The organism is Mycolicibacter hiberniae (assembly GCF_010729485.1).
In the GTDB taxonomy this organism is placed as follows: domain Bacteria; phylum Actinomycetota; class Actinomycetes; order Mycobacteriales; family Mycobacteriaceae; genus Mycobacterium; species Mycobacterium hiberniae.
This window is the reverse complement of the sequence record NZ_AP022609.1, coordinates 1,232,894-1,253,509: the sequence shown is the minus strand read 5'-3', so window position 1 is coordinate 1,253,509 and position 20,616 is coordinate 1,232,894. Positions and strand designations below refer to the sequence as shown.

Below are 20,616 nucleotides of genomic sequence, written 5' to 3'. Positions count from 1 at the left end.
GCTCAGGCCTGCAACAGCTCGGCCATGCGCCCGGCCAGCGAGTCCCAGCGCCAATGGCCGGTGGCCCATTCCCGCCCGGCGGCACCCATCGCCGCGGCACGGGCGGGGTCGGCGAGCAGGCCGGCGACCGCGTCGGCGATCTGGTCCACCGCCCGGCCGTCGACCACCAGGCCGGTTCGGTTGTGCACCACGGTCTCGGGGGCACCGCCGGAGTCGCCGGCGACCACCGGCACCCCGGCGGCCGAGGCCTCCAGGAACACGATGCCCAGCCCTTCGACGTCCAGTCCGGCGCCGCGGGTGCGGCAGGGCATCGCGAACACGTCCCCGAGCAGGTAGTAGGCCGGTAGCTCGGCGGCCGGTACGCCGCCGGTGAACGTCACCGCGTCGGCGACCCCGCACTCGCGGGCCAACGTGTGCAGCCTCTCGGCGTACGGCCCCCCGCCGACGATGACCAGCGCGGCCCCGTTCACCCGTTGCCGTATGGCCGGAAGCGCCCGGATCAGCATGTCCTGACCCTTGCGGGGCACGAGCCGCGAAACGCACACCACGGTGGGACGCTCACCCAACCCGTGCCGGGCGCGCAGTTCGGCGCGGGCCGCGGGGTCGGGGCGGAACCGGTCGGTGTCCACGCCGGGAGGCAGGTGCTCCAGTGCGGCGTCGGGACCGAACGCCGAGGCGAACCGGCCGCGGGTGTAGTGGCTGACGAAGGTGACGGTGTCGCAGGTGTCGCCGATCCGGCGCAGCACCGAGCGGGCCCCCGGCAGCATCGACCAGCCGACCTCATGGCCGTGCGTGCTGGCCAGCACCCGAACGGCGCCGGCGCCGCGCGCCCGCTGCGCCAGCAGGGCCAGCGGGGCGGCCGCGCCGAACCACACCGTCTCGGCGCCCGAGTCGGCGACGAGCCGACGCATCCGTGCATCGACCGCCGGGCCCGGCAACATCAGCGTGCCGGGATGCCTTACCACCTGATAGCCGGCGGCTTTCGCGGATTCATCGAAGGCCCGCGCGCCCTTCCACTTGGGCGCATACACCGTGATTTCGTGACGCCCCGCCGCGGCGATGCGGCGCACCAGTTCTTCCAGGTAGCACTGGATGCCGCCGGGACGCGGCGGAAAATCGTTGGTTACCAGCAGGACCCGGCTCACCCGTGGATGCTAGCGCGTGGTCAACCGCGCCACCGCTGCCACCCGGCGAGCAATTCGGGCAGGTCGACCCCGAGCACCAGTGGCACCGCTACGGCGAATGGGACATGCCCGGGCCCGCATGCGGACAGGTAGAGCTCGCGCAGTTTTGCCGCCCCGAAGCGGTCGGCGACGTACCGCGCGAACTCCCACGCCCGCTCGTAGGCCTGGGCACGGCCCGCGCCGCCGGCATCCAGCTCGGCATCCGAGGGCAGCGTCACCGGTCCCGGCGAAGCGCCGGATCGATCCCAGGCAGGCCGAGCGACGAAGTCCGCCACACCCTCGATGAGCCAGCGCGGCGCGTCCAGCGCGGTGTCGATGCGCGCGGCGAAGTGAAACAGCTCATGGGTCAACACGATTCGCAACGCGGGGGTGCTCATCGCGACCGCACCGGGCGCGAAGACAATCCGCTGCCCCTGTGCTGTCCGGCGCTCCGGATCCACCCGGTCGGCGACCGCGACTGCGGCGATGTCGGCCCACTGCGCCACATCGGCGCTGTCGTTGCCGGCCAGCTCGGCGAACTGGCGATCCGAGCCGGTGGCCGTCACCGGGATGCGATGGGACCAGTCGGTGCCCCAGAAGTCCTCGACCGCCTCGACCGCTTCCGCGATGTTCTCGGCAACCCGGCTCAGCAACGCCGCGCCGGCCGGGCCGCCCTGATTGTCCAGCACGACGGTCCGGCCGTCCCCCACGATCAGCGGCACCGCCGCCGGCTCGCCGGGCGCGGCGATCAGGAGCGCTACCGCCCCGACCAGCTCGACGGCCAGCAGCAGCGACAGGACGCGGCGGACTCCGCGACGCTCAGTAACGGCGGGCGTTGTGGATCGGGCCCGACGACGTCATCGGCACCACCCGAACCGGCTGACCGAAGGTGGGCGAGTGAACCATCATGCCGTCGCCCACGTAGATACCCGAGTGCGAGGCGTCCGAATAGAAGGTCAGCACGTCACCGGGCTGCAGATCTGACAACGCCACCGGCTGCCCGCCGTTGGCCTGCGCCTGGCTGGAATGCGGCAGGTTGATCCCGGCCTGGTTGAACGCCCACATCACCAGCCCGGAGCAGTCGAAGCCGCCCGGCGCGGCGCCACCCCAGACATACGGCGTGCCGATCTGTGTCAACGCGGCCTGCACGGCGGTCGCGGCGGCTCCGCCGCCGGACCCGCCGGGGACCGCACCCAGCGGAGACGGCGCGTCGAAGCCGGGCAACTGGAATCCGGGCGCCGGCGGCGCACCCTCGGGGGCCGGCTCCGCGGGTGCGGCCTCGGGCACCGGTCCGGGCTGGGCCATCGCGGTGCGCTGCTCGGGACTGAGCGCGTAGTACTGCGACTTGACCAACGAGATCTGCAGCTGCAACCGACTCTGGCGCGCCTGCAAGTCGGCCCGCACGGCGGCGGCCTGCTCGGCGGCGGTCCGCGCCTCCTCAGCCGACTTGGCCGAGGCCTCCTCAGCCTGGGCGGCCTGATCGCTGGCGGCCCGGAAACGGTCCAACTGCACTGCCATGTCGCCGGCCACCACCCGCTGCACACCGAGCTTGTCGATGAGTTGCTGCGGAGACTCGGCGGTCAAGATCGCGTCCGCGCCGCCGACCCGGCCACCCATGTAGGTGGTGGCGGCGAAGCGGTTGACGGCCGACCGGTAGGTGGTGAGCTTCTCGGCAGCCTCATCCACGGCGGCCTGATCGGCGGAATGCGCGGCCTCTGCGGCCTGCTGCGCGGCGAGCTTCTCGTCGAGATTGAGCTGCGCGGTGTGCATGGCCTCGGTGGTCTGCTCGGCCTGCCGGGACAGTTCGCTGAGCTTGGCCAGGGCGTCGTCGGCGGGATCGGCGTGCACATTCCCGGCGACGACGCTGCTCAGAACCATGACAGCGGCCACCAGGCCGGCTGCGGCCCCGAGAATGGGGCGCGTCAAAGCACGCAGGTTCCCCTGCACACGTTCGAGCTCCAAGATTGCATCCTTAACACTGCCCAGGAAGACACGAGGGGGACGTGCCTCCGCCGAAAGTACGTAAGGTCTCGATTAGGTTACGGAACGGCAACGGCGTTGTCTATGTCGAGTGGCTCACTCTACAGCCCCGCCATGGCCCGACCCGGGCGGCTCGCGGGGGCCAGCCGCCGCTCAGGCCACGCCGGATCGGCGCACGGGTGCCCGCCCACCGCGAATCGGCACCAACCGCAGCCGGGGAGCCATCCCGGCCTCGGCAAGCACGTCGAGTGCCGCCCGCTCGTCGTCGAGCAGCTCGTTGGGCACTCCCAGCAGCACACTGACCACACAGTCCCGACAGGCCGGTCCGCGCACGGCGCAGGCATCGCAGTCGATCACCATCGGATCGGCTTCCGGCCGGCGCATGCCGCCGTCATCCGAGGGTTCGATCTGTCCCATGAGGCTTCCTCTCGATCGGTTGCCCGCACGCTAACGCCGGCCACCGACACGGGCGGTGTCCACTAGGACGAGCCTCGCGAAACGCCGGCGCCCATACGGCGTCCCCGCTTCACCTCACCTCCGGCGAGCCTCGCGAAACGCCGGTGTCGGTGCGGCCGCCTAGGGTGCGGCCTATGACCTCCGGTACGGACGCAGGCCAGCTGAGCTTGGCGGATCTCGAAGCCGAACTCGGCGCCTCCCCGGCCACCCTGCGCGAAACCACGTTCGTGGTGGTGGACCTGGAGACCACCGGCGCCCGGGCGGCGCCCCGTGGGGACGGCGAACCGGACGCCATCACCGAGATCGGCGCGGTCAAGGTGCGCGGTGGCGTCGTCGAGGGCGAGTTCGCCACCTTGATCAACCCGCAGCGCGGCATCCCCCCGCAGATCGTTCGGCTGACCGGCATCACCACCGCCATGGTGTACGAGGCGCCCACCATCGACTCCGTGCTGCCGTCGTTTCTCGAGTTCGCCGGATTCGACCGGGGTTCGGTGCTGGTCGCCCATAACGCCGGCTTCGACGTCGGGTTCCTGACCGCCGCCGCGCGACGCTGCGATCTGGCCTGGCCGCGTCCGCCGGTGCTGTGCACGGTGCGGCTGGCCCGCCGGGCGCTCAGCCGTGAAGAGGCGCCCAGCGTCCGGCTCGCCGAGCTGGCCCGGCTGTTCGCGGTCAGCACCACGCCCAGCCACCGGGCGCTCGACGACGCCCGCGCCACCGTAGACGTCCTGCACGCCCTGCTCGAGCGGCTGGGCAACCAGCGGGTGAACACCTTCGTGGATCTGCGCGCCTACCTTTCGCATGCGACACCGGCCCAGCGCGGCAAGCGCGGCCTCGCAGTGGGCCTGCCGCATCGGCCCGGGGTGTATCTGTTCCGCGGCCCGTCCGACGAGGTGCTCTACATCGGCACCTCCACCGACCTGCGCCGCCGGGTCTCCCAGTACTTCAACGGCTCGGAGCGTCGTCGCCGGATCGCCGAGATGGTGGCCCTGGCGACCCGCGTCGATCACGTCGAATGCGCGCATGCCCTCGAAGCGGGGGTGCGCGAACTGCGCCTGCTGGCCGCCCACGCTCCCCCCTACAACCGCCGGTCGAAGTTTCCCCGCCGGTGGTGGTGGATCACGCTGTCCAAGGAGCCGTTTCCCCGTCTTGTCGTGGTGCGCAGCCCCGGGCACGACCGGGTTGTCGGCCCGTTCCGGTCACGGGCCGACGCCGCCGACACCGCCGTTCTGCTGGCGCGTTTTTCCGGTCTGCGCACCTGCACCACGCGGCTTTCGGCAACCGCCCGGCACTTGTGCCCGCCGCAGCAAGTGGGCCCGTGCCCGGCCGCGGCGGACATCACCGTCGGCGACTACGCCGACACGGTCCGCCGGGTGGCCGATCTGATCGACGGCGCCGACAACACCGCCCTGGCCGCAGCGGTGGACCAGGTGCGGGCGGTGGCCGATCGCGGCCATTACGAGAGCGCGGCCCGGTTGCGGGACAGGGTCGCAGCCGCCATCGACGTGCTGTGGCGCAGTCAGCGCGCTCGCGCCCTGGCGTCGCTGCCCGAGCTGGTGGCCGCCTCGCCGGATGGCACCGGCGGGTGGCACCTGGCGGTGATTCGCCACGGTCGGCTGGCTGCCGCCGGGTGTGCGGCCCGCGGGGTGCCCCCGATGCCCGTCGTCGATGCGATCACGCTGGGCGCCGAGGCGGTGCTGCCGGAGCCGGCGCCCCTGGCCGGCGCTCTGGTCGAGGAGACCACCCTGATCGCCCGGTGGCTGGCCGCTCCCGGGGTGCGCATCGTGCGGGTGCATTCCGCGGACGACGAGTCGAACGGCTGGTCCGAGCCGCTGGCCTCCGCCGGGCCGTGGGCGTCGTGGGCGGCTCTGGCCCGCTCGGCGCGGCTGGCGTCAGCGCTGGGCGCCGAAGCGGACCCAACGGGCGAGCAACCGTTCCGCCGCGCCGCTGTCAATCGCCTCGACGGCACGCGCAAGCCCGTCTTCCCAGGCCGGCAGCCACTCAGCGCTGCTGGATAGCCCGGCATGGGCGACCAGTGCCCCGGCGGCGTTGAGCACCACGGCGTCGCGCACCGCGCCTTTGGCTCCGCCGAGCACCGAGCGCGCCTCCTCAGCGTTGGCCTGCGCGTCACCGCCGAGCAGTTCGTGCACCTCGGCGCGGGGAAACCCGAACGCGGCCGGGTCGAAGGTCAGCCGATCGACGGTGCCGGCCTGCACCCGCCAGATCGTGCTCGTGGTGGTGGTGGTCAGTTCGTCGAGGCCGTCATCGCCGTGCACCACCAGCACGCTGGAGTTGCGCGCCGCGAACACCCCGGCCATCACCTCGGCCAGATTGCCGAAGGCGCACCCGATCAGCCCGGCCCGCGGGCGCGCCGGGTTGGTCAGCGGCCCCAGCAGGTTGAACACCGTCGGCACACCGATCTCGCGGCGAGCCACCGACGCGTTGCGATATGACGGCTGGAACTGCGGAGCGAAGCAGAAACCGATGCCGACCTCGGCGACACTGCGGGCCACGTCGTCGGGCCCCATGTCGATGCGCACCCCCAGCGCCTCCAGGGTGTCGGCGCCGCCCGACAGCGAGCCCGCGGATCGATTGCCGTGCTTGACCACCGGCACCCCCGCGGCGGCCACCACGATCGCCGCCATCGTGGACAGGTTCACCGTGTTGGCGCCGTCACCGCCGGTACCGACGACGTCGACGGTGTCGGTGCCGATCTTGTCGGTGGGCACCTTGCGGCCGTGCGCCAGCATGACCTCGGCCAGCGCGCCGACTTCGGCCGCGGTCGGGCCCTTCATCTGCATTGCCACCCCGAACGCCGCGATCTGCGCGGAGGTGGCGCTGCCGGCCATGATCTGCTCCATCGCCCAGGCTGCTTCGCCCGGTGGCAGATCCGCACCGGACGTCAGTGCGCCCAGTACCTGTCGCCACTGCCCTATCTGCGCCTTCGGCTGCGCCGCACTCCCTGGCTCGACCACGCGCCCGATCGTCGCATGCGGGGTTCGTGGCGCCAAAGTCAAGGGGAAACGGGCCGGTAACGACCAGGACAAGACTGGTTCACACGAAATGCCAGCCCCGGGTGGAGTTCTACAACTACATAGCGTCATACTTGCGGATGTGACGAGCGCTGTGGGGTCCTCGGGTACTGCCATTACTTCTCGTGTGCATTCGCTGAACCGTCCGAACATGGTCAGCGTCGGCACCATCGTGTGGCTGTCCAGTGAATTGATGTTCTTTGCCGGTCTGTTCGCGATGTACTTCACCGCGCGGGCACAGTCCGGAGGCGCCTGGCCGCCGCCGCCAACCGAGTTGAACCTCGCACTGGCGGTCCCGGTGACGCTGGTGCTGATCGCGTCCTCGTTCACCTGCCAGATGGGCGTGTTCGCCGCCGAGCGCGGTGACGTGTTCGGGCTGCGCCGGTGGTACCTGCTGACCTTCCTCATGGGGCTGTTCTTCGTCTGCGGTCAGGCCTACGAGTACTCACACCTGGTCGCGCACGGCACCACCATTCCCTCGAGCGCCTACGGCACGGTGTTCTACCTGACCACCGGCTTCCACGGCCTGCACGTTATCGGCGGCTTGGTGGCCTTCGTCTTCCTGATGCTGCGCACCACCATGAGCAAGTTCACCCCGGCTCAGGCCACCGCATCGATTGTCGTGTCCTACTACTGGCACTTCGTCGACATCGTGTGGATCGCACTGTTCGCCACGATCTACTTCATCCGATGAGCAACCGCCCGATGAACAGGAGTGTCCGGTTGAAGACACTGAAGAAGTGGGCCCGGCCTGGCAGCAACGACACCGTCGCCCGGCGCCGCCTGCGCCGCCGGCTCTCCGGCGGGCTGCTGCTGCTGGTCGCCCTGGCCCTGGCCGGCGGCACGGCCGCACTGCTGACCCCGACCCCACAGGTCGCGGTCGCCGACGAGTCCACCTCAGCCCTGCTGCGGACCGGTAAGCAACTCTTCGACACCTCGTGCGTGAGCTGCCACGGCGTGAACCTGCAAGGTGAGCCCGGCCGTGGACCGAGCCTGATCGGTGTCGGCGAGGCCGCCGTCTACTTTCAGGTCTCCAGCGGACGGATGCCCGCGGCCCGCGGTGAGGCCCAGGCGCCCCGCAAGTACCCGATGTTCGACGACGCCCAGATCGACGCCATCGGTGCCTACGTGCAGGCCAACGGCGGCGGCCCCACCGTGGTCCGCAACGCCGACGGCAGCATCGCCCAGGCCTCGCTGCGCGGCGAAGACCTCGGCCGCGGCGGCGACCTCTTCCGCCTGAACTGCGCGTCGTGCCACAACTTCACCGGCCGCGGCGGCGCACTGTCCTCCGGTAAGTACGCGCCCGACCTGGCACCCGCCAGCGAGCAGCAGATCCTGACCGCGATGCTGACCGGCCCGCAGAACATGCCGCGCTTCTCCGACCGGCAGATCTCCATGGAGGAGAAGAAGGACATCATCGCCTACGTCAAATCCGTTACCGAGGAACGTGATCCGGGCGGCTACGGGCTCGGCGGGTTCGGCCCGGCTCCTGAGGGCATGGTGATGTGGATTATCGGCATGGTCGCCGCCATCGCCGCGGCAATGTGGATCGGGGCACGCTCATGAGCAGCTACGACAAGACCGAACTCCCCGACGACGCCGCACTCGCGACGATGACCACTGACGAGCTGTTGGCTCTCGGCGGCAAGATCGACGGAGTCGACACCGTCTTCAAGGAGACCCGCTGGCCCGTCGAGGGCACCCGGGCGGAGAAGCGCGCCGAGCGCCGGGTTGCCGCCTGGTTCCTGGCCGGCGGCGGCTTCGGCTTGGCGCTGCTGCTGGTCTTCTTGTTCTGGCCCTGGGAGTACGCGCCGCTGGAGTCCCCCGACGGCCTGGCCTACTCGCTGGCAACGCCGTTGTACGGCTTGACGTTCGGGATGTCGGTGCTCTGCATCGCCATCGGCGCGGTGCTGTTCGTCAAGAAGTTCATTCCCGAAGAGATCACCATCCAGGAGCGTCACGACGGCAGCTCCAGCGAGCTCGACCGCAGGACCGTGGGCGCGCAGCTCACCGACGCCTTCGAAGGCTCCACCATCCGGCGGCGCAAGCTGCTCGGTGCGTCCCTGGGCGTCGGATTCGGAGCGTTCGGGCTGGGCACCCTGGTCGCCGGCGCCGGCGGGCTGATCAAGAACCCGTGGAAGCCGGTCGTCGAGACCGCCGAGGGCAAGAAGGCCATGCTGTGGACGTCCGGCTGGACGCCGCGCTACCACGGCGAAACCATCTACCTGGCCCGCTCCACCGGCCAGAGCACCAATTCGCCGTTCATCAAGATGCGGCCCGAAGACCTCGACGCCGGCGGTATGGAGACGGTGTTCCCCTGGCGGGAGTCCGACGGTGACGGCACCACCGAAGAGTCGCGGGAGAAGCTCACCCACATCATGATGGGCGTCCGCAACCCGGTCATGCTGATCCGCATCCGGCCCGACGACCGGGACAAGGTGGTCAAGCGCCAGGGCCAGGAAAGCTTCAACTACGGCGACTTCTTCGCCTACACGAAGATCTGCTCGCACCTGGGCTGCCCCTCATCGCTGTTCGAGCAGCAGACCTATCGGATCCTGTGCCCGTGCCACCAGTCGCAGTTCGACGCGCTGCACTACGCCAAGCCGGTCTTCGGCCCGGCGGCCCGCGCGCTGGCACAGCTGCCGATCACCATTGACGCCAATGGATATCTGGTCGCCAACGGCGACTTCGTCGAACCTGTCGGACCGGCTTTCTGGGAGCGCACCTCATGAGTCCTGCAATCGGCGACTTGCTCGCCCGCCAAGCTGACGAGATCGACACCCGTTACCACCCGTCGGCCGCCCTGCGCCGGCAGTTCAACAAGGTCTTCCCGACGCACTGGTCGTTCCTGCTCGGTGAGATCGCGCTGTACAGCTTCATCATCTTGCTGCTGTCCGGCGTCTACCTGACGTTGTTCTTCGACCCGTCGATGGCCGAGGTCATCTACCACGGCGTCTACCAGCCACTCAACGGCGTGCAGATGTCCCGGGCCTACGAGTCGGCGCTGGACATCTCCTTCGAGGTCCGCGGCGGCCTGTTCGTCCGCCAGCTCCACCACTGGGCGGCGCTGATGTTCGCAGCGTCGATCATGGTGCACCTGGCGCGCATCTTCTTCACCGGCGCGTTCCGCCGACCGCGTGAAGCCAACTGGGTGATCGGGTCGCTGCTGCTGATCCTGGCCATGTTCGAGGGCTACTTCGGCTACTCCCTGCCCGACGACCTGCTGTCCGGTATCGGTCTGCGCGCCGCACTGTCCTCGATCACGCTGGGCATGCCGGTGATCGGCACCTGGCTGCACTGGGCGCTGTTCGGCGGCGACTTCCCGGGCACCATCTTGATCCCCCGGCTCTACGCGCTGCACATCCTGCTGATCCCGGGCATCATCCTGGCCCTCATCGGCGTGCACATGGCGCTGGTGTGGTTCCAGAAGCACACCCAGTTCCCCGGCCCGGGCCGCACCGAGACCAACGTCGTGGGCGTGCGGGTGCTGCCGGTCTTCGCGATCAAGTCGGGCGCATTCTTCGCGATGATCACCGGCATCCTCGGCCTGATGGGCGGGCTGCTGCAGATCAACGCGATCTGGAACCTGGGCCCCTACCGGCCTTCTCAGGTGTCGGCGGGTAGCCAGCCGGACTTCTACATGATGTGGACGGAAGGCATGGCCCGTCTGTGGCCGGCGTGGGAGTTCTACCCGTTCGGCCACACCATTCCGGGAGCGGTCGGCGTGGCGCTGATCATGGGCGCGGTGTTCATCCTGCTGATCATCTACCCCTTCCTGGAGAAGAAGTTCACCGGTGACACCGCGCACCACAACCTTCTCCAGCGGCCCCGGGACGTTCCGGTCCGCACCGCCATCGGAGCCATGGCGATCACCTTCTACATGGTGCTGACCCTGGCCGCGATGAACGACATCATCGCGTGGAAGTTCCACATCTCCCTGAATGCGACCACCTGGATCGGCCGCATCGGAATGGTGGTGCTGCCGCCGCTGATCTTCTTCATCACCTACCGGTGGTGCATCGGTCTGCAGCGCAGCGACCGCGCGGTGCTCGAGCACGGCATCGAGACCGGCATCATCAAGCGGCTGCCGCAGGGCGCCTACATCGAGCTGCACCAGCCCTTGGGCCCGGTCGACGAGCACGGCCACCCGATTCCGCTGGAGTACGCCGGTACCCCGCTGCCCAAGAAGATGAACAAGCTCGGTTCCGGTGGCGCCACCGGCCACGGCAGCTTCCTGACGGCCGACCCGGCCGACGAGGACGCAGCGCTCACCGAGGCCGCTCACGCCAGCGAGCGGCGTGCGCTGACCGCGTTGGCCGAGTACCAGGGCGAAGAAACCAACGGCCATCACTAGGCCCATCGGGACCCAGGGGTCCCAGCCAGCGGGCAGCCTGCGCACTGTGTTGCGTGGGCTGCCCGTTTTGGTTGGTGCGGCCCCGGAGTTCGATCCGGCGCAGGCCCCGGACGATCCCGTCGACCTGTTCGTCGGGTGGTTGCTGCACGCTGTCGACAGCGGCGTCGCGGAGCCGCATGCGATGACGTTGTCGACGGTGACCGCCGACGGCGACCGGGCGCGGCCCGGCGCGCGGGTGCTGATCCTCAAAGACGTCGATGCCGCCGGCTGGCACTTCGCCGTCAGCTCGGCCAGCCGCAAGGGCGGGGAACTCGCCCGCAATCCGGCTGTCGCGCTGACGTTCTACTGGGCCGCGCTGGGCCGCCAGGTCCGCATCGAAGGCGTCGCGCTGCCCGACCCGCCGGCAGTGACCGCTGAGGACTTCCAGGCCCGCTCCGAAGGCGCCCGGGCGATGGTGCTGACCGGACGGCAAAGTGAGCCGTACTCCGACCCCGCTGAGATCGACGAAGCGCTGGCGAAGGCACATCTGGAGCTCGAGCGCTCCCCCACCCTGGTCCCGGTCGAGTGGGTTTCGTATGCGGTACGCGCTGACTCGGTGGAATTCTGGCAGTCCGACACCCAGCGCCGGCACCGCAGGCTCCGTTATGAGTGTGATGGCGCCCGCTGGTCAACGACGCTGCTCTGGCCTTAGCCCGCGGCGTCCCCGCTGTACCGCTCAGCCGAACCGAGACGGCAGGTCCGCAGCCTCACCGAGCTGGCGCAGGTACAGCCAGGGAATCACCGGCATGGCCACTGCACCGGCCCCGGCCAAGCCGTAGCAGACCCACGAACCGGTGTCCTTGCCGACGGCCATCAGATAGGTCGCCAGCGCCACCAGGGTCAACGCCGCGCCGGTAGCGCTGGCCATCGCGGTGATGCCACGCAACAGCACCCGGTCCACTTGATCCTGGTTGGGCAGCAGGGACCTGGTGCCGGCCGCCCGCCGGCCGGGGACATCGAAACCGCGCTGCGGCAGCGGGGCGCCCGGCCGCAGCGGCTTGGAAGGCGGCTGGGGCGGGAAGCCGGCGGGTCGCGGCGGTTCGGGCTGGCGGGCCCGCAGCAGCACCGGGACGGCGGCCAGTATCACCAGCGCCGACACGCCGATCACGACGTAGAGCAGTCCGTGCGAGCTCTTCGCGGGCTGGTGAAAGCCCCGCCCGAGGTCCACCAGGGCCACCGTGGCCGCCACGCTCATGCCCAGCAGCGTCAGCCAGATCGCCGCGCAGGCGCCCAGCAGGACGCGGTCTGTGACTTCCGGGGAGCGTCCCGGTCCAAAGAATCGATCTGTCATGGTTCCGCCGGTCATCCGCAGCTTGTCACTGGTGCATCGTTGCTGTTGGAGAACAACACCCTACCGTCACTGCTGGTGATCGAGCAGTTCAGCTTGCTCAGCCGCAGCATGCTGGTGGCCTCCACGGCCCCGATCTCCGACTGGGAGATGGGAGTCAGCGTCAGCGACCACGGAATGTAGGCGTTGCGCTGGGTGCGACGCTGCCCGGAGGCATCGACGTAGGTGATGGTGATCTGGTCGAACGGGGCCTTGGTGCCCGTCACCGAATACGTCACCTGCAGCGGCTTGGGCGGCGTGGTCGTGGTGGTCTCCTGCGTCGTGGTCGGTGGCTCCGACGTCGGCTCCTCGCTCGGCGCCGGAGGCGGCGGGGGCGGCGGCGGCTCCTCGCTGCTCGGCGGGGGCGGCGGCGGCTCCTCGCTGCTCGGCGGGGGCGGCGGCGGCACGGTGCTGCTGGGAGTGGTTCGGGTGATCTCGTCCTGTACCGGCGGCACCGGGGCGGTGCTCGTCGTCGTGGCCGGCGTCGCCAGATCCTGCGTCTCGGTGCGGGCGAACAGCAGGGCCACCGACACCACCAGCGAGATCGCGGCGATGATCACGGTGACACCGACCACCCATGGCCAACGCGGGGTCTTGGCGTCCGGATCCGGTTCGTCGGGGACGTCGTAGGTGTCGTAGTCGTAGAGCCGCGGATCCACCGGGACGTAGGGACCGCTCAGGAACTGCTCGGATTCGGGAGCCGAGTAGGCCTGCGAGTAGGCCGTGCTGTCCGGTGCCGGTGCCGTGGGCGTCGCCGCGAGGTCGTCAAGGGGCTGGATGTCCCCGCCGGCGCCCGCCTCGGGTGCGCCGTCGGAGGCCGGCTGACCGCTGCCGGAGCCCTCTTCTCCAGAGCCCGCCGCTGGGGGATTCGGCCCGCTCATTCCCGCCTATCCTCTTCACACCGCCGCGGCCACGGCGCCATGCCGTGGCCGGTTGCGGTCTACATCAACCACCGTTGGTCATTGTGCATCGGCAACCCTACCCAAACGGGTCGACACGGTGGCCGAGACGCAGGTGTGTGGTCAGTGCTTTTCGGGACCGATGTAGTACTCGAAGACCAGCCCGGCCACGCTCGAGAGCACGAACACCACGCCGGCGGCGATCAGCCACGGAAGCCACAGGGCGATTCCGACGGCCGCCACCGACCCGGACAGTGCGACCAGAATCGGCCACCAGCTGTGCGGGCTGAAGAAGCCCAGTTCGCCGGCGCCGTCACTGATCTCGGCCGCTTCGTAGTCCTCGGGACGGGTGTCGAGCCGACGCGCCACGAACCGGAAGAAGGTGGCCACGATCATGGCCATCGTGCCGGTCAGGAACAACGCGGTGGTGCCGGCCCACTCCACGCCACCGGTGGCGAACTTCGCGGTCAGCACCGCATAGATCACCCCGACCACCAGGAAGAAGGTGGCGACGAACTCGAACAGCCTGGATTCGATGCGCATGAGGTTGTCCCTACTTGTTGCTGGCTTGGGGGGCTAGCAGGCCACGACGGCTGTCGAACGGGAAGGTCGATGTCGCCAGGGGGTCCTGGTTGATCGCCTCCAGCGCCTCGGCGTTGGTCTTCCCGGCGATGCGCTGATCCAGATAGGCCTTGAAGTCGTTGGGCGAGACCACCCGGACCTCGAAGTTCATCATCGCGTGGTAGGTGCCGCACATCTCGGCGCAGTGGCCGACGAACGCGCCTTCCTTGGTGATCTCGGAGACCTGGAAGGTGTTCACCTGGTTGTTGCGCTCGGGCCAGGCGATGACGTCACGCTTGAACAGGAACTCCGGCACCCAGAACGAGTGGATGACGTCGGCCGAGTTCAGCACGAACTCGATCCGCTTGCCGCTCGGCAGCACCAGAACCGGAACCTCGTTGGTGGTGCCCACCGTCTCGATCTTGTCGAAGTTCAGGTAGGTCCGGTCCTCGACGTTGAGACCGCGCACCGGTCCCACCAGTTCCTCGCCGTGGTGGTCGACACCCTCGGGCTTGGACGTCATGGCTTCCTTGCGGGCCGGGTCGGCGCCGTCGTAGGTGAGCGTGTGGTCGTGGAAATCGACCTTCTGGTAACCGAACTTCCAGTTCCACTGGAAGGCGGTGACGTCGACGACCACCTCGGGGTCCGGCTCCTGATGCAGCATCTCCTCCTGCACCACCACGGTGAAGTAGAAGATCACCGCAACGGCCAGGAACGGCAGGACGGTCAGCCCCAGCTCCAGCGGCATGTTGTAGCCGAACTGGCGCGGCAATTCGGTGTCGGTCGCCTTCTTGCGGTGGAAGATCATCGACCAGAAGATCATTCCCCACACGAGCCCACCGATCACCACCGAGGCGATGACCATGCCGATCCACAGCTGGTAGTTGGCTTCGGCCTGAGGGGTGATGCCCTTCGGCCAGCCGAAACCGACGATGTCGGTCCAGTCGACGCTGCATCCGCTGAGCGTTACCGCCAGCAGTCCGAGCACGCCGGCCGCAGCCAGCGGTCGACGCAGACGGCGATGCGCAACGCCCTGCCCGCGACGTGTCACCTTGGTGCCTCCTCGAGTCACAGAACGGGCCGACTGACCTGGCGGAGCAGTCGAATACTACGCAGCGTAGACCACCCGGATCACCGAGTCTCGACGTACCTGCCGGTTGGCCGCTCCGGTGTGTTGACCGGCGGCCGCCGCCTCCCCCGGAACTGCGGCGGCCCCGCGCAGGCCTACGCAGCCGGCGGCCGATTCCGGTGCGGCATACTGAGACCCCATGTGTGGTCTGCTGGCCTTCGTGTGTGCCCCGGCCGGCACGACACCCGGCCCCGACGTGGCCGAAGTCGCCGGCGCGGTAGCGCGTGCGACCCACCTGATGCGCCACCGCGGACCCGACGAGCCGGGCGGCATCTGGGCCGGCGATCGCGTGGTGTTCGGCTTCAACCGGCTGTCGTTCATCGACATCGCCCACTCCCACCAGCCCATGCGGTGGGGCCCGCCGGAGGCACCCGAGCGCTACGAGCTGGTGTTCAACGGCGAGATCTACAACTACCTGGAGCTGCGCGACGAGCTGGCCGCCGAGCACGGCGCGGTGTTCGCGACCGACGGCGACGGCGAGGCGATCGTCGCGGGATACCACTACTGGGGCACGGGTGTGCTGACCCGCCTGCGCGGCATGTTCGCCTTCGCGGTGTGGGACACCGTGGCCGGCGAGCTGTTCTGCGCCCGCGACCCGTTCGGGATCAAACCGCTGTTCATGGCGTCCGGGCCGGGCGGCACGGTGGTGGGCAGCGAGAAGAAGTGCCTGTTGGACCTGGCCGAGGTGGTCGGTTTCGACACCGCCATCGACACCCGCGCCGTCCAGCACTACACGGTGTTGCAGTACGTGCCGGAGCCCGAGACGCTGCACCGCGGGATCCGGCGGCTGGAGTCGGGCTGCTACGCCCGTATTCGGCCCGGCGACGCGCCGCAGACCACCCGCTATTTTCGGCCCCGGTTCGACGCCACTCCGATCACCCGCGACACCGAGCAGGCGCGCTACGACGAGATCACCGCGGTGCTCGAGGACTCGGTGGCCAAGCACATGCGCGCCGACGTCACCGTGGGCGCGTTCCTGTCCGGCGGCATCGACTCGACCGCGATCGCCGCGCTGGCGATGCGGCACAACCCCAAGCTGATCACCTTCACCACCGGGTTCGAGCGAGAAGGGTTCTCCGAGATCGACGTGGCCGCGGCGTCGGCCGAGGCGATCGGCGCCCGCCACGTGGTCAAGGTGGTCAGCCCGGCCGAGTTCGTGGCCGCGCTGCCCGAGATCGTGTGGTACCTCGACGACCCGGTCGCCGACCCGGCGCTGGTGCCGCTGTACTTCATCGCCGCCGAGGCCCGCAAGCACGTCAAGGTGGTGCTCTCCGGCGAGGGCGCCGACGAGTTGTTCGGCGGGTACACGATCTACCGCGAGCCGCTGTCCCTGCGCCCGTTCGACTACCTGCCCGCACCGGTGCGCCGGTCGCTGGGCCGGGCGTCGCGACCGCTGCCCGAGGGAATGCGCGGTAAGAGCCTGCTGCACCGCGGCTCGCTGACGCTTGAGGAGCGCTACTACGGCAACGCGCGCAGTTTCTCCGACGAGCAACTGCGGGCAGTACTGCCGGGCTTCTGCCCCGACTGGACCCATACCGACGTGACCGCGCCGGTGTACGCCGAATCGGTCGGCTGGGACCCGGTGGCCCGCATGCAGCACCTCGACCTGTTCACCTGGCTGCGCGGCGACATCCTGGTCAAAGCCGACAAGATGACGATGGCCAACTCCCTGGAGCTGCGGGTGCCGTTCCTGGACCCCGAGGTGTTCGCGGTGGCCTCCCGGCTTCCGGTGTCGGCCAAGATCACCCGCACCACCACCAAGTACGCGCTGCGGCGTGCGCTGGAGCCGATCATTCCCGCGCATGTGCTGCACCGGCCCAAGCTGGGCTTCCCAGTGCCGTTGCGGCACTGGCTGCGGGCCGGTGAGCTGGTGGAGTGGGCCTACGCGATGGTGGACGCCACCGGCGCCGATCACCTGGTCGATGTGGCCGCGGTGCGTTCGATGCTCGACGAGCACCGCACCGGCGCCGCCGATCACAGCCGCCGGTTGTGGACCGTGCTGATCTTCATGCTCTGGCACGCCATCTTCGTCGAGCACAGCGTGATGCCCGACATCAAGGAGCCGGAATACCCGGTGCGGCTCTAGCTAGCGGCTGGCCGGGCGCCCGTTCACTCTGCGCCCACCAGGGCACCTACTCGCACTTGTGCCTGGTGAGCGCAGAGTCAGCGGATCATTTACCGCAGCGCGGCGTCGATCTCGGCCGCGGCGGCGTCGCCGTAGGCGTCGGCCAGCCGGCTCACCGCGGTGGCGCGGTCCCACGTCCACTCCTGGGTCCCGGTGGACTCCAGCACCAGCACCGCCACCAGCGAACCGAGCTGCGCCGACCGCTCCAGGCTCAATCCGGCGCTGCGACCGGTCAGGAAACCGGCGCGGAAGGCGTCGCCGACCCCGGTCGGGTCGGTCTGGGACTTCTCCGGCACCACACCGACGTGAACGCGCGAGCCGTCCGGGGAGACGATGTCGACACCGTCACCACCCAGGGTGGTCACCCGCAGGCCGACCTGCTTGGCGACGTCGGCCTCGGTCCAGCCGGTCTTGGACAGCAGCAGGTCCCACTCGTAGTCGTTGGTGAACAGGTAGGTGGCGCCGTCGATGAGCTTGCGGATCTCCTCGCCGGTCAGCCGGGCCAACTGCTGCGACGGGTCGGCGGCGAACGCCAGGCCCAGGTTGCGGCACTCCTCGGTGTGCAAGAACATCGCCTCGGGGTCATTGGCCCCGACGATCACCAGCTCCGGCTTCCCGGCGGCCTCGACCAGCTCGGCCAGCGAGATGTTACGGGCCTCCGACATCGCGCCCGGGTAGAACGACGCGATCTGGGCCATGTCGACGTCGGTGGTGCACACGAACCGGGCGGTGTGCGCGGTCGTCGAGGTCAGCACGTGGTCGCAGTTGACGCCGTGCGACACCAGCCACTGCCGGTAGTCGGCGAAGTCGGCGCCCGCGGCGCCCACCAGCGCGGCGTCGCCGCCGAGCACACCGATGGCGAAGGCGATGTTGCCGGCCACGCCGCCGCGATGCACCACCAGGTCATCGACCAGGAAGCTCAGCGAGACCTTCTGCAGGTGATCGGCCAGCAGTTGTTCGGAGAACCGACCCGGAAAGCGCATCAGATGGTCGGTCGCGATCGAACCGGTCACCGCAATCGTCACTGAACTATCCCCCTCGTTTCGTCACCATGGGCCTGGATGTGGGTACCCACGGTAGCGGTCCGGTGTCACCGGCTCGCCGCCGGGCAGCTACGGGCCGCCGACGCTGGGGTGCTGACAGCCGATTGCGGCGAACCGCCGCACCCGGCTGTGATCGCCCGTCAGGTGCTCAGTTGAACGAGTCGCCGCACGAGCAGGAGCCGCCGGCGTTGGGGTTCTCGATGGTGAAGCCCTGCTTGTCGATCTGGTCGGCGTAGCCGATCTCGGCGCCCTGCAGGTACGGCGCGCTCATCCGGTCGACGGTCAGCGTCACGCCGTTGAACTCCACGACCAAGTCACCGTCGAGGGTGCGGTCGTCGAAGAACAGGTTGTAGCGCAGGCCCGCGCAGCCGCCCGGCTGGACCGAGATCCGCAGGGTCAGGTCGTCACGGCCCTCCTGTTCCAGCAGCGCCTTGACCTTGGCCGCGGCCTCATCGGTCAAAACGACGCCGTGAGACTCGGTGGTCGACTGATCCTGAACAGTCATTGCGTCTCCCTACTGCGATTGTCATGGGGCGGGCCCCACCCCGACGCCCGGAGTTCAAGCCCACTTCAGCAACGATACCCTGCGCCAACGTGTTCCCTACCGACGCGGCGAGCCGGGCGGACTCTGCCCACGATCGCCGAACTGGGCTGCGGTGGCCGCACTCAGACCGATCAGCTGATTCGCCGCGTCGGCCAGCGCCAGTGGCACCGAACCGGCGTGCTCGGCGATAGCCCGGGCCGTCACCACGCCGGCGCGCCGCCACGCGGGTTCGTCCAGGGCGACCTGCCCGGCCAGCACCAGCACCGCAATGCCCCGCGCTCGCGCCGCGGCCGCCAGGGCGCCGACCACCTTTCCGTGCAGCGACGACTCGTCGAGGCGCCCCTCGCCGGTCACCAGGACGTCGGTGTCGGCGAGCGCGGCCGCCAGGCCGGTGTGCCGCGCCACGATCTCCGCACCGGATTCGACGGTGCTGCCCAGCGCGAGCAGTGCCGCGCCGATCCCCCCGGCCGCACCGGCACCCGGCGCCGCGCTGACCGGCCACCCGGCCGCGGCGTCCAGCTCGGATGCCCAGGCGGCGAGCCGGCGCTCCAGGACGGCCACGGTGGCCGGGTCGGCGCCCTTCTGCGGCCCGAACACCCGGGCGCAACCCCGGGGACCCAGCACCCCGGGGACCCAGCAGCGGGTGCTCGACGTCGCAGGCGGCGACCAGCTCGATCCCGGCCAGCCGCCGTCGACCGGCGCTCAGGCCGCCCAGCTCCTCGACCATGCCGCGACCGCCGTCGGTGCAGGCACTCCCGCCGAGGCCGACCACGATCCGCTGCGCCCCGGCGGCCAGCGCCGCGGCGACGAGCTGCCCGACTCCGCGGCTGTGGGCCGCCAGCGCTGTCTGCGGCGACGCGGGCTCGCCCAGCCGGGCGAGGCCGCAGGCCTGAGCACACTCCAGGTAGGCGGTGCCGGTTTCGGCGGCCCAGACCCATTCCGCGTCGAGGCCCTCGGCCAGCGGCCCGCTGACCCGCGACCGGCGCACCGTGCCCACCGCGGCGGCCAGCACCTCGACGAAGCCGGGGCCGCCGTCGGACTGCGGCGCGATCACCAGCCGGTCCCGGGGGCGGCTGCGACGCCAGCCGGTCGCGATGGCGGCGGCGGCCTGCCGTGCCGTCAGGCTGTCGCCGTAGCAGTCCGGTGCGATCAGGACCCGCAGCGACTTCCCACCGGCCGCGCCGCCGGGATCCGGGCGATCACCCATCTGCGCAGGCTATCGAGCCGGACGGACGGCGGCGCAGGCCGGGCGGGCCGGACAAGTAATCTGGCGGGCGTGAAAGTGCCGGGGCGCAGAAAAGACGAGGGTCAGTCCGCTGAGTCCGCAGTCTCCGCCGTCTCTCTCGACGGCGCCGGGACGGCGGACTCCGCCCGTGGCGGCGGCACCGCCCCCAAGGGCCGGCCCACCCCCAAGCGCAGCGCCGCAAGGCGGCGCGGTCCGGTGGCACCGGCTCCGATGACCGCCGCGGAGGCCCGGGCCCGGCGCAAGTCGCTGGCCGGCCCGAAGCTGAGCAAAGAGGAACGCCGGATCGCCAAGGCACAGCGCCGGGAGCGCATGGCCGAACGGCGGGAGCGGATGCTGGCCGGCGACGAGTCGGCGCTGCTGGAACGCGACCGGGGCCCGGTGCGCCGCTACGCTCGCGACATCGTCGACTCCCGCCGCAACCTGCTCGGCCTGTTCATGCCGGTGGCGCTGGGGCTGATGTTCATCATGATGGCCCTGCCGCAGGTGCAGTACTACATCTCGCCGGCGATGATGCTGTTGATGCTCCTGATGGCGCTCGACGGTGTGCTGGTGGCCCGCAAGGTCGGCCGCCTGGTCGACGAAAAGTTCCCGGACAACACCGAAAGCCGTTGGCGGCTGGGGCTCTACGCCGCAGGCCGTGCGTCGACGGTGCGCCGCATGCGGGCGCCGCGCCCGCAGGTGCGGCGTGGCGAAGGCCTCAACTAAAGCGCTGCCCGGCCGC

The 20,616-nt window shown here is 70.0% G+C and carries 20 protein-coding genes and 2 pseudogenes; 8 read left to right on the top strand and 14 right to left on the bottom strand.

Annotated elements, in window-relative coordinates:
• Positions 1 to 2 precede the first annotated feature (2 nt).
• The 4 genes from G6N14_RS05835 to G6N14_RS05820 all read right to left on the bottom strand — a co-directional run bounded on the left by G6N14_RS05835 (position 3) and on the right by G6N14_RS05820 (position 3,560).
• Positions 3 to 1,145 carry a glycosyltransferase family 4 protein gene (locus G6N14_RS05835; protein WP_085133877.1) on the bottom strand — a complete coding sequence of 381 codons (1,143 nt, stop codon included), beginning with the start codon at positions 1,143 to 1,145 and terminating at the stop codon, positions 3 to 5.
• Positions 1,146 to 1,165: 20 nt separating this feature from the next.
• Positions 1,166 to 1,960: an eCIS core domain-containing protein gene (locus tag G6N14_RS05830; protein WP_085133878.1), complete on the bottom strand. Its 795-nt coding sequence runs from the start codon at positions 1,958 to 1,960 to the stop codon at positions 1,166 to 1,168.
• A gap of 22 nt (positions 1,961 to 1,982) precedes the next feature.
• Positions 1,983 to 3,125, bottom strand: coding sequence for a peptidoglycan hydrolase RipC (gene ripC / locus G6N14_RS05825; RefSeq protein WP_407663078.1), 1,143 nt, complete (start codon positions 3,123 to 3,125; stop codon positions 1,983 to 1,985).
• Positions 3,126 to 3,296: 171 nt separating this feature from the next.
• Positions 3,297 to 3,560, bottom strand: a complete 264-nt coding sequence (locus tag G6N14_RS05820) for a hypothetical protein (RefSeq protein ID WP_109559649.1) — start codon at positions 3,558 to 3,560, stop codon at positions 3,297 to 3,299.
• Between the two features lie 173 nt (positions 3,561 to 3,733).
• On the opposite strand from G6N14_RS05820, the pseudogene G6N14_RS05815 reads away from it, so the two are divergent.
• Positions 3,734 to 5,458: pseudogene (locus G6N14_RS05815) on the top strand (DEDD exonuclease domain-containing protein); the annotation flags it as partial.
• Between the two features lie 30 nt (positions 5,459 to 5,488).
• Here the strand turns inward: G6N14_RS05815 and trpD are convergent.
• Entirely contained in the window at positions 5,489 to 6,571 is a 1,083-nt protein-coding gene (trpD, locus tag G6N14_RS05810) for an anthranilate phosphoribosyltransferase (protein ID WP_234808768.1), read from the bottom strand.
• Positions 6,572 to 6,710: 139 nt separating this feature from the next.
• On the opposite strand from trpD, the gene ctaE reads away from it, so the two are divergent.
• Genes ctaE through G6N14_RS05785 form a run of 5 tightly spaced genes read left to right on the top strand, consistent with a single transcriptional unit; the run spans position 6,711 to position 11,673 of the window.
• Positions 6,711 to 7,322: an aa3-type cytochrome oxidase subunit III gene (ctaE, locus tag G6N14_RS05805; protein ID WP_046316503.1), complete on the top strand. Its 612-nt coding sequence runs from the start codon at positions 6,711 to 6,713 to the stop codon at positions 7,320 to 7,322.
• On the top strand, positions 7,319 to 8,194 hold the full coding sequence (qcrC, locus tag G6N14_RS05800; RefSeq protein WP_234808769.1) for a cytochrome bc1 complex diheme cytochrome c subunit: 876 nt from the start codon (positions 7,319 to 7,321) through the stop codon (positions 8,192 to 8,194). Before ctaE ends, qcrC begins: the two co-directional genes overlap by 4 nt.
• On the top strand, positions 8,191 to 9,360 hold the full coding sequence (qcrA, locus tag G6N14_RS05795; RefSeq protein WP_085133881.1) for a cytochrome bc1 complex Rieske iron-sulfur subunit: 1,170 nt from the start codon (positions 8,191 to 8,193) through the stop codon (positions 9,358 to 9,360). The genes qcrC and qcrA overlap by 4 nt, the downstream gene beginning before the upstream one ends.
• Complete coding sequence (gene qcrB / locus G6N14_RS05790; protein ID WP_085133882.1) at positions 9,357 to 10,982, top strand: cytochrome bc1 complex cytochrome b subunit; 1,626 nt, start codon at positions 9,357 to 9,359, stop codon at positions 10,980 to 10,982. Before qcrA ends, qcrB begins: the two co-directional genes overlap by 4 nt.
• A 37-nt stretch (positions 10,983 to 11,019) precedes the next feature.
• On the top strand, positions 11,020 to 11,673 hold the full coding sequence (locus G6N14_RS05785; RefSeq protein ID WP_308214864.1) for a pyridoxine/pyridoxamine 5'-phosphate oxidase: 654 nt from the start codon (positions 11,020 to 11,022) through the stop codon (positions 11,671 to 11,673).
• A gap of 24 nt (positions 11,674 to 11,697) precedes the next feature.
• Here G6N14_RS05785 and G6N14_RS05780 read toward each other — a convergent pair whose 3' ends face one another.
• The 5 genes from G6N14_RS05780 to G6N14_RS05760 form a co-directional block, all read right to left on the bottom strand.
• Positions 11,698 to 12,312, bottom strand: a complete 615-nt coding sequence (locus G6N14_RS05780; protein WP_234808771.1) for a DUF2561 family protein — start codon at positions 12,310 to 12,312, stop codon at positions 11,698 to 11,700.
• A gap of 11 nt (positions 12,313 to 12,323) precedes the next feature.
• Complete coding sequence (locus tag G6N14_RS05775; protein WP_163787074.1) at positions 12,324 to 13,229, bottom strand: MmpS family transport accessory protein; 906 nt, start codon at positions 13,227 to 13,229, stop codon at positions 12,324 to 12,326.
• Between the two features lie 141 nt (positions 13,230 to 13,370).
• Positions 13,371 to 13,790 carry a cytochrome c oxidase subunit 4 gene (locus G6N14_RS05770; protein ID WP_085133886.1) on the bottom strand — a complete coding sequence of 140 codons (420 nt, stop codon included), beginning with the start codon at positions 13,788 to 13,790 and terminating at the stop codon, positions 13,371 to 13,373.
• Positions 13,791 to 13,800: 10 nt separating this feature from the next.
• On the bottom strand, positions 13,801 to 14,859 hold the full coding sequence (gene ctaC / locus G6N14_RS05765) for an aa3-type cytochrome oxidase subunit II (protein WP_407663076.1): 1,059 nt from the start codon (positions 14,857 to 14,859) through the stop codon (positions 13,801 to 13,803).
• A 57-nt stretch (positions 14,860 to 14,916) separates the two neighbouring features.
• Positions 14,917 to 15,078, bottom strand: a complete 162-nt coding sequence (locus G6N14_RS05760) for a hypothetical protein (protein WP_163787073.1) — start codon at positions 15,076 to 15,078, stop codon at positions 14,917 to 14,919.
• Between G6N14_RS05760 and asnB the strand changes: the two genes are divergently transcribed.
• Positions 15,077 to 17,023 carry an asparagine synthase (glutamine-hydrolyzing) gene (asnB, locus tag G6N14_RS05755; RefSeq protein WP_085133888.1) on the top strand — a complete coding sequence of 649 codons (1,947 nt, stop codon included), beginning with the start codon at positions 15,077 to 15,079 and terminating at the stop codon, positions 17,021 to 17,023. The two genes, G6N14_RS05760 and asnB, sit on opposite strands and share 2 nt — an antisense overlap.
• 89 nt (positions 17,024 to 17,112) lie before the next feature.
• Here the strand turns inward: asnB and G6N14_RS05750 are convergent, their stop codons facing one another.
• The 4 genes and pseudogenes from G6N14_RS05750 to G6N14_RS21435 all read right to left on the bottom strand — a co-directional run.
• Entirely contained in the window at positions 17,113 to 18,087 is a 975-nt protein-coding gene (locus tag G6N14_RS05750) for a carbohydrate kinase family protein (protein ID WP_085133889.1), read from the bottom strand.
• Positions 18,088 to 18,253: 166 nt separating this feature from the next.
• Positions 18,254 to 18,610, bottom strand: coding sequence for an iron-sulfur cluster insertion protein ErpA (gene erpA / locus G6N14_RS05745; RefSeq protein WP_085133890.1), 357 nt, complete (start codon positions 18,608 to 18,610; stop codon positions 18,254 to 18,256).
• 96 nt (positions 18,611 to 18,706) lie between these two features.
• Positions 18,707 to 19,246, bottom strand: a complete 540-nt coding sequence (locus G6N14_RS21440) for a glycerate kinase (protein WP_407663074.1) — start codon at positions 19,244 to 19,246, stop codon at positions 18,707 to 18,709.
• Between the two features lie 172 nt (positions 19,247 to 19,418).
• Positions 19,419 to 19,856: pseudogene (locus tag G6N14_RS21435) on the bottom strand (glycerate kinase); the annotation flags it as partial.
• 69 nt (positions 19,857 to 19,925) lie between these two features.
• Between G6N14_RS21435 and G6N14_RS05735 the strand changes: the two are divergent.
• Positions 19,926 to 20,600, top strand: coding sequence for a DUF3043 domain-containing protein (locus G6N14_RS05735; protein ID WP_085133892.1), 675 nt, complete (start codon positions 19,926 to 19,928; stop codon positions 20,598 to 20,600).
• The last annotated feature ends 16 nt before the right edge of the window (positions 20,601 to 20,616 follow it).